The sequence below is a fragment of the Erythrobacter sp. genome (assembly GCF_040217515.1).
Lineage (GTDB): Bacteria > Pseudomonadota > Alphaproteobacteria > Sphingomonadales > Sphingomonadaceae > Erythrobacter.
The window spans coordinates 161,999-170,437 of record NZ_JAVJPT010000012.1 but is presented as its reverse complement, the minus strand read 5'-3'; the positions used below and the strand labels follow the sequence as shown (position 1 = coordinate 170,437).

Annotated in this window: 8 protein-coding genes and 1 tRNA gene; 2 read left to right on the top strand and 7 right to left on the bottom strand. The window is 62.5% G+C overall.

Features of this window, described 5'->3' with window-relative positions:
* Positions 1–315: 315 nt before the first annotated feature.
* The 4 genes from RIB52_RS13960 to grxC form a co-directional block, all read right to left on the bottom strand.
* A tRNA-Arg gene (locus RIB52_RS13960) sits at positions 316–392 on the bottom strand.
* Positions 393–453: 61 nt separating this feature from the next.
* A complete protein-coding gene (locus tag RIB52_RS13955) occupies positions 454–951 on the bottom strand; it encodes a DUF1178 family protein (protein WP_350176569.1) in 498 nt (165 codons plus the stop codon).
* The gene (locus RIB52_RS13950; RefSeq protein WP_502879551.1) at positions 948–1,754 is read right to left on the bottom strand and encodes a nitrilase-related carbon-nitrogen hydrolase; all 807 of its coding nucleotides are present in this window, start codon (positions 1,752–1,754) and stop codon (positions 948–950) included. Before RIB52_RS13950 ends, RIB52_RS13955 begins: the two co-directional genes overlap by 4 nt.
* 20 nt (positions 1,755–1,774) lie before the next feature.
* The gene (gene grxC, locus RIB52_RS13945; protein ID WP_350176565.1) at positions 1,775–2,050 is read right to left on the bottom strand and encodes a glutaredoxin 3; all 276 of its coding nucleotides are present in this window, start codon (positions 2,048–2,050) and stop codon (positions 1,775–1,777) included.
* Between the two features lie 214 nt (positions 2,051–2,264).
* Between grxC and RIB52_RS13940 the strand changes: the two genes are divergently transcribed.
* Positions 2,265–2,756, top strand: a complete 492-nt coding sequence (locus RIB52_RS13940; RefSeq protein ID WP_350176563.1) for an Hsp20 family protein — start codon at positions 2,265–2,267, stop codon at positions 2,754–2,756.
* A 462-nt stretch (positions 2,757–3,218) separates the two neighbouring features.
* Here the strand turns inward: RIB52_RS13940 and pyrG are convergent, their stop codons facing one another.
* The 3 genes from pyrG to tpiA all read right to left on the bottom strand — a co-directional run bounded on the left by pyrG (position 3,219) and on the right by tpiA (position 6,269).
* The gene (gene pyrG / locus RIB52_RS13935) at positions 3,219–4,856 is read right to left on the bottom strand and encodes a CTP synthase (RefSeq protein WP_350176561.1); all 1,638 of its coding nucleotides are present in this window, start codon (positions 4,854–4,856) and stop codon (positions 3,219–3,221) included.
* Positions 4,857–4,961: 105 nt separating this feature from the next.
* Complete coding sequence (gene secG / locus RIB52_RS13930; RefSeq protein WP_350176559.1) at positions 4,962–5,357, bottom strand: preprotein translocase subunit SecG; 396 nt, start codon at positions 5,355–5,357, stop codon at positions 4,962–4,964.
* 126 nt (positions 5,358–5,483) lie between these two features.
* Positions 5,484–6,269 carry a triose-phosphate isomerase gene (gene tpiA, locus RIB52_RS13925; protein ID WP_350176557.1) on the bottom strand — a complete coding sequence of 262 codons (786 nt, stop codon included), beginning with the start codon at positions 6,267–6,269 and terminating at the stop codon, positions 5,484–5,486.
* 108 nt (positions 6,270–6,377) lie between these two features.
* On the opposite strand from tpiA, the gene RIB52_RS13920 reads away from it, so the two are divergent.
* Positions 6,378–8,417, top strand: a complete 2,040-nt coding sequence (locus RIB52_RS13920; protein ID WP_350176555.1) for a peptidylprolyl isomerase — start codon at positions 6,378–6,380, stop codon at positions 8,415–8,417.
* Positions 8,418–8,439: the final 22 nt, after the last annotated feature.

Here is an 8,439-nt window from a genome sequence, read left to right as displayed (position 1 = left end):
GATCGCAGCGACAACCCGATCCCGAAGGTCCTGTGAAAGCGTTCGTGCCATCCATGCTGGCCTCCTGACCCCAGCAAGGAGCTTGAATCAGAACCGCGCCCGCAAAGGAATCCCCTCCGAGTCAGAACGTGGGGAAAACGCCCTAACATCCGCTTTCAGCAGCTGCGACATCGAACGGCTACGTCTTGGATGGGGCGCAGAGCTGTCAACTCGAATTCTACAATGACATCTGACTGCTGAACTCTATCGGGCAGCGCAACGCTTGTCCAAACTTCTTGGATTTTGTCCAAGCTTTTGTGACGTCCCACAAAACTCTGGTGTCCCCGACAGGATTCGAACCTGTGGCCTTCGGATTAGGAATCCGACGCTCTATCCGACTGAGCTACGGGGACCAGCCAGCGACCCCATAGCATCGCCTGCCCCGTCGGCAATCCCCTGCCGAACCGGAGTAGTTCAGTTGACCTCGTCTGGCGGAGCCACGGGGAAGGGGAGCGGGGTGACGGGCACGCCCTCGTCGATCAGCTCCTTCGCTTCGCCAAGGCTGGCACTGCCGTAAATCGGGGCTGCATCGCGCTCGCCGTAATGCATGGCCCGGGACTGCTCGGTGAAGGCGTCGCCGACCCAGCGGCTCTTCTCGAGCACCTTGGCCTGTACCGTGGCAAGATGTTTCATCGCAGCCTGGACTTCGGCCGACATCTCGCGGTTCGAAACCGTCTGTCCGCCATCACTCGGCGCTTCGATATTGCGCGCTGGCTGCTCACGCAGCTGTGCACAGGCGGAATTGCCTTTCGCCGGGACCGCTGGCGCCATCGGGGCCTTGGCAATGTCGCCAGACCCGCATTCGGGACACGTGACGAGACCGCGCTGGCACTGGCTGTCGAAATCGGTCGATGAACCGAACCACCCTTCGAACCGGTGGCCCGCCTCGCAATGCAGGTCGAATACGATCATGATGCTGACAGATTGGGGATTTCGCGTCGGTTGGCAAGAGAGGGGACCTGTCCGCGCACCTCATCGATGCGGGCTCGGTCGATTTCGCACAGTCCGAGCCCCGGCCTCTCATTACCCATGTCAAGCAGCACTTCGCCCCACGGATCGACGACCAGGCTGTGCCCATAAGTCTCGCGCCCGTCCTCGTGCCGGCCGACCTGCGCGGCAGCGAACACGAAAGCGCTCGCCTCGATCGCACGGGCGCGCTGAAGGACATGCCAGTGCGCGTTCCCGGTTGGCACGGTGAAGGCCGCCGGAATGGCGATGGCATCGCACCGCATCCGGCCAAGCACCTCGAAAAGAGCCGGAAAACGGATATCGTAGCAGATCGTCAGACCGAGCCGACCGACGGGGCTGTTCTCGACCAAGCCGAGCCTTTCGCCCGCTTCATAGGCATTGCTCTCGCGCCAGCTTTCTCCGGTGGCGAGCTCGACATCGAACAGGTGAAGCTTGTCATAGGTCACAGGCGCGCAGCCGTCCGCAGCGAAATAGGCAGCGCGATTGACGAACTTGCCCGAAGGCCGAACCGTCGGCATCGAACCGAGCGCGATGTCGATTTTCGCCTCGCGGGCTAGCCCTGCAAATCGTGCGGGATAGTCGCCGTAAGAAGGCGACGCGACCGTGCGTGCGGCGCGTTTCCGGTCGCGGTCGAGCAAAAGCGCCATTTCGGGAGTGAAAAGCGTTTCGGCCCCCTCCCCCGCGGCTTCCCACGCACCAGCCGCGATAGCAGCGAAATTGGCCTCGGGGTCCGTCCCCGACTGCATTTGCAACAGCGCGATGCGCGTCACCCTTGGTTATGCCCTTCAAGCAGCGGATCGAGCTTGCCCGCCCGTTCGAGGGCTGCGAGGTCATCGAAGCCCCCGACATGGACCTCGCCGATGAAGATCTGCGGCACAGTCCGCGCCATTGGTGCGCGCTCCATCATTTCCTCGCGCTTGGGCCCGCCCATGGTGATGTCGTGTTCAGTGTAATTCGCGCCCTTGGCGTCGAAAAGCTGCTTTGCCCGCACGCAGAAGGGGCAGGCGAACTTGGTGTAGATGTCGATCGTGGGGGTGCTCATGCATACCTTTCGCTGCTTTGATTTCAGCGCTTTCGCAGTGCCCGATTGCCCTGGCTGCAAGGACACTTGAAAGCTTTCGATCGCAACCTAGGTAACGAGTGCTGCAGCGTTTCGCCAGTCTCGGGAAACGTCCGGTCGCAGCAACAAGCAGGGGCGCTGTACAAGGCAGGCCCCTTGGATGTTCAAATTGCTCAGGAAAGAGGATTTGCAAACAATGTCACGTCTTGATTTCACCCCCTATCGCCGTTCGACCGTGGGCTTCGATCGCCTGTTCGATCTGCTCGAGCAGCAGGCCCGCCAGAATTCAGGCGACAACTACCCCCCGTTCAACATCGCAAAGCGTGGCGAGGATGAATACCGTATCACGCTCGCCGTCGCGGGCTTCCGCCCCCAAGATATCGACATCACTGCCCACCAAAACCTTCTGGTCGTCCAGGGCAAGAAGCACGAGGGCGAGGATGACGGCTCCGAATTCATTCATGTGGGGATCGCCAATCGCGGGTTCGAGCGTCGGTTCGAGCTGGCCGATTACGTGCGCGTGCGCAGCGCCGATCTCGCCGACGGTCTTTTGACCATCGATCTCGTGCGTGAAGTGCCCGAGGCCATGAAGCCCAAGAAGATCGCCGTGAATGGCGGGGCGACGCTTACCGCGGTTCCCGATGCGCGCGAGCGCGCCGCGGACCGTAAGGATGCCGACGCAGCCTGACAGCGCACTTCACTTCTATCGAACGGAAAATGATTGGGGGCGGATCGATATCGATCCGCCCCCGCGACCATCAGCCGCCTCGGCCAGGTATTGTCCGTCCGGGTCGCAGAAGACGGACAAGCCCGGCGCGAGCCTGTCGCAGCAGGGTCCGTCAAGGCGCATAGCACCTCCCTGCCGCTAACTCGTAAGGCAAGACGGCCGGTCTTGCCCCCGTGAGATGCAAACCCTTCGGTTTACCCCTTATGAAAACCTGTAGGTTCCAAGGCCGAGTAGGGCTAAAAACCTCCACTTTGCAAGTTTAATTTCATAAACTTGTAAAAACACGACACGCTCTGCCGCCTCATTGGTCCAATACGGCACACTTCGTTTCAATTCACGCGCCTCAGCCGGGCATCGGCCATGGCAAATCGCATGATCCGCGCAAAAAAATCGGATCATGCGTTAGGCGGAGTAAGCCAGCGATCAGACGAGTCGCGACTGTTCAAGCGCGGCGGCAATGAACCCGGCGAAAAGCGGATGAGGGTCGAAGGGCTTCGACTTGAGTTCCGGATGGAACTGCACGCCAACGAACCACGGGTGGTCTGGGCGCTCGACAATCTCCGGCAGCAACCCGTCGGGCGACATGCCGGCAAAGACCAGTCCCTGCTTTTCCAGAGGTTCGATATAGCCGCTATTAACCTCATAGCGGTGACGGTGACGCTCCGATATGCTGGTAGCGCCGCCATACATAGCGGAAGTATGGCTGTTCGCAGAAAGTTTCGCTTCGTAGGCACCGAGGCGCATCGTGCCGCCGAGATCGCCCCCTTCTTCCCGGCTCTGCAGCCCTTCCTCGCTCATCCACTCGGTGATGATTCCGACCACCGGCTCGCTGGTCTCGCCGAACTCGGTCGATGAGGCCTCGGCAAATCCCGCGGCGCGCGCGCTTTCGATGCAGGCCATCTGCATGCCGAGACAAATGCCGAAGAAAGGGACCTTACGCTCGCGCGCGAAACGGACCGAAGCGATCTTGCCCTCGCTCCCGCGCTCGCCGAAACCACCGGGGACAAGGATGCCGTGCAGCGGCTCCAGCCGACTGACGATCTCGCTTTCGTCCTCCCCCTCGAAGATTTCCGCGTCGATCCAACGGATATTGACCTTCACCCGGTTGGCCAAGCCACCATGCACCAGGGCTTCGTTGAGGCTTTTATACGCGTCGGGCAGGCCGACATACTTGCCCACCACCCCGATCGTGACTTCGCCTTCGGGATGGAAATAGCGGTCGGTGACATCATTCCACGGCGATAGGTCGGGGGGCGGCGCGTCGGTAATGCCAAACCCGCGCAGGACTTCCGCATCGAGGCCTTCTTCGTGATATTTCAGCGGGACCGAATAAATCGAAGGCGCATCGAGCGCCGGAATCACCGATTCGCGCCTGACATTGCAGAAATTGGCGATCTTCTGCCGTTCGGCATCGGGGATGGGATGCTCTGCGCGGCATAGCAGGAGATCGGGCTTGATCCCGAGGCTGGCGAGCTCGCGGACCGAATGCTGGGTCGGCTTGGTCTTCAACTCCCCCGCCGCCGCGATATAGGGCACGAGCGTTACATGGACCGACAGCGTCTGGAGCGGCTCCAGTTCGTTCCGGAGCTGGCGAATCGCCTCCATGAAGGGTAGCGACTCGATATCGCCCACCGTGCCCCCGATTTCGCACAAGATGAAATCGTGGCCGTCCTGGTCGGCGAGCGCGAATTCCTTGATCGCATCGGTGACGTGCGGAATTACCTGCACCGTCGCGCCGAGATAGTCGCCGCGCCTCTCGCGGGCGATGATATCGCGATAGACCCGCCCGCTCGTGATGTTGTCACTCTGGCGCGCGGAAACGCCGGTGAAACGTTCGTAGTGGCCGAGATCCAGATCGGTCTCCGCCCCGTCATCGGTGACGTAGACCTCGCCGTGCTGGTAGGGGCTCATGGTGCCCGGATCGACGTTGAGATAGGGGTCGAACTTGCGGATGCGGACCTTGTAGCCGCGCGCCTGCAGCAGCGCGGCAAGGCTTGCCGCCATGAGACCCTTGCCAAGCGATGAAACCACGCCGCCGGTGATGAAAATGAACCGCGCCATGGGATTGTGGCCTTAGTCGTCTGGTGTGATTCGGGGCAAGCGAATTGGCCCGCGGCGCGCGGGACGATCCACAGATTGAGCGCCGGGACTTGCCCGCGCCCAAGCTTATTCAGCGAGAGGCGCGTCGTCCTCGACCGGTGCAGGCGCGCCAGGCGAAACCGGGTCAGCCAGAGGGGCATCATCCGGCCCATCCGAGCCCGGACCAAGCAGGTCGTCGGCACGGCTTGCCGGAGCGCCGCGTTCGAGAGTCGAACTCACATCGCTCACGCTCTGCGTTTCGACCGCAACGGCTGCGAGGGCAATCGATAGGGCCACGAAGAGAATCGCGAGCCATTTCGTCGCACGGGAGAGAAAATCGGCAGCCCCGCGCGCACCCAGCGCCCCGCCCGGGCTCCCACCGATGCCGAGTCCGCCACCTTCGCTGCGCTGCATGAGAACGACGCCGACGAGCGCGGCGGCGACAATGGCCTGGACGACCGTGAGGAAGAGGAAGAGCGACATTGAAAATTCTCGATCCGTATCTTGAAGTTGGCGGCCGCCTAAGCGCCGCGAGACAACTACTGGGCGGGATTTAGGGACGGCGAGGCCCCCGGGCAAGCATTCAGGCGATCATGGCACCCGGGCCCGTCAACTCTCCGCAGCTTCGGCGGCAGCGAGCGCGATGCCCATGAAGCTGTCTGCGGTAAGGCTCGCCCCGCCGACAAGCGCCCCGCCCACCTCGGGCGTGGAGAGAATGTCCGCAGCATTGTCGGGCTTGACCGAGCCGCCGTAGAGGATCCGCACTTCCCCGCCCTGCTCCTCGCCGAACATTTCCACGAGCAGCGCTCGGATTTCGCCGTGCATTTCGGCGATATCCTCGGCCGTTGCCGTGTTCCCGGTACCGATCGCCCAGATCGGCTCATAGGCGATGGTGATACGGCCCGACATGCTCGCCGATCCATTGGCAAGAGCTTCATGATCCACCGGGATCGAGGCCTTGAGCTGCTTCTTGACGAAAGAGACTGCACGACCGGATTCGCGGGTCTTGTCGCTTTCACCGCAGCACAGGATGACGCGCAGGCCTGCAGAGAGCGCAGCTTGCGCTTTCGCATGGACGATCGCGTCGCTTTCGCCATGGTTCTGACGGCGCTCCGAATGTCCGAGGATCACGAACTTCGCGCCCGCATCCGCCACCATGGCTGCGGAAATATCCCCGGTATGCGCACCGCCATCGGCGTGATGACAGTCCTGCGCGCCGACACCGATCTGTTCCGCCTCCCGGTGAACCGGATGGATCAAGGTGTAAGGCGGCGCGATCGCGACCTCCACTTTCATGTGACGCTGGGCGGCGCGGTCAATGGCGCGTGCTTCGGAAAGCATCGCCCTTGTACCGTGCATTTTCCAGTTTCCAACGATGTAGGGACGCTGGGGCATTCGTTCATCCTGCCAAGTTCAATTCGGATTGTGAGAGACGTTTCACGCTTCGCCTTAGGCGCACGGGGGAGAGCCCGCTAGCCGACAATGGCGCACTAGTCAAAAGCCGTGCTGACCTGTTGCCGCGAGGTCGCAGGCCCGATAAAGGCGAATTACCAGTCGGGCACGCTGCAAGGGACCGCGCGCTCCTCCTCTACCGGGACCGTTCCAGACATGATTTCCTCGATCCGCCGTTTCTTCCAGTCGAAATTCGGCCTGCCGATCTTCATCGGGTTCCTTATACTGGTCGCGCTCGCCTTCGCCGCGGCCGATATTACGGGCTCTACGTTCGGCGGGGTCGCGGGCGGGGACCGGATTGCGGTGGTTGGCGATGAACGCGTCCCGGCGAGCGAACTCGAAAGTACCGCGCAATCGGCGCTCTCCCAAGTGCGCGAGCAGGATCCGACAATCGGCATGGAGGAGTTCGTCGAGCAGGGCCTGCTTGAAGAGGTCATGCGCCAACTGCTTAATCAGTATGCTGTCGGCAATTATGCGGAAGATCTCGGCCTGCGTGCCGGACGAAATCTCGTGAACAGCGAAATCTTGCAAATCCCGGCCTTCCGCAATGTCGCAGGCGAATTCGACGAGGAGGTCTACCAGCAGGCGCTCCGCAGCCAGGGCCTCAGCGACGAGATGCTGCGCGGCGATCTCAAGGACGGATTGCTCCAACAAATGCTGCTGCGCCCAGCCCTCGCCGCACCTCAATTGCCCGAGCGCGCCGCGCGGCAATATGCCTCGCTCGTGCTCGAACGCCGCCGCGGCGCAATCGCCCTGATCCCGAGCGCGCTCTACGCGCCCGAGGGGGAACCGGGCGACGGCGAAGTGGAGGCGTTCTACGAGGAGAGCCGGGCCCGTTTCCGACGGCCGGAACGGCGCGTAATCCGATTTGCCACTTTCGGGCCGGATTCGGTTCTTGCCGACATCGAGCCGACCAATGCGGAAATCGAGCAGCGTTACGAGACCAACCGGGCCGCCTACGAAGCGCGTGAGCGCCGGGCGGTGAGCTCGTTCGTCGTGCCGACCGAGGAAGCGGCAAAATCGCTCGTGGATCGCATCCGTGGGGGACTCTCGCTCGAAGCGGCTGCGCAGCAGGCGGGTTTCCAGGTTTCCTCGAGCGACCTGCGCGATCGCGATGCGTTGGCCAACGCGACCAGCTTCGCTTTTGCAGAGGCGGTCTTCGCTGCCGAAAAGGGCGCAATAGCGGAGCCTGCGCGCGGAACGCTCGGCTGGTATGTCGCGCGAATTGACGAGGTCGAACAGGTGCCCGCCCGCTCTCTTGCCGAGGCGAACGAAGAGATCGCGCAGCAGATCCTCGAGGAAAAGCGCGCCGCCGCTCTCGTCGACCTGTCGGCCCGGATCGAGGACGAACTTTACGACGGAACCTCGCTGACCGAAGTGGCAGAGGCATTCGATCTGGAAATGCGCACCAGCCCCGCCCTTCTTGCCGATGGCCGCGTCTTCGGTGAACCCGGTGCGCAAGTGTCCCCAGAGATCGCCCCGGTGCTCGAAACCGCTTTCGAAATGGAGGAGAGCGAACCACAGCTCGCCTCGCTTGGCTCCGTCGATCGTTTCATTGTCTTCGACGTAAGCGAAGTGATCCCCTCTGCGGCACCGCCGCTGGACGAGATCCGTGAAGAGGTAACCGCCGCCTGGCGCCGCGCCGAAGGCAGCATAAAAGCGCGCGAGGCAGCTCGCCGTGTCCTCGAAAAATCGCGCGGGGGCGCCGACTTCGCCGATGCCCTCAGAGACGAGGACGAGCCGCGCTTCCAGGTCCAGCCCGTCGACCTTTCCCGGCGCGAACTGCTCGCCCAGCGCGGGCGCGAAATTGCTCCGCCGTTGGTGTTGCTGTTCTCGATGGCACAGGGCTCAACCAAGCTGCTGGAGGCGCCACAGGACATCGGCTGGTATCTTGTCGATCTCGATGAGGTCGAGACGGGCGACATCGAACCGGACGATCCCCTCATCGCCCAGACTCGCCAGCAATTCGCATCGACGCTTGCCGACGAATATCGCCGCCAGCTGACGAAGGCCATCGGCGAGCAAATCGGGATCGAGCGGAATGACGAAGCGATCGAAGATGTCCGCAGGCGGCTCGTCGGCGAGATTTGACCGGTCGTGAGAGGTCGCGCGT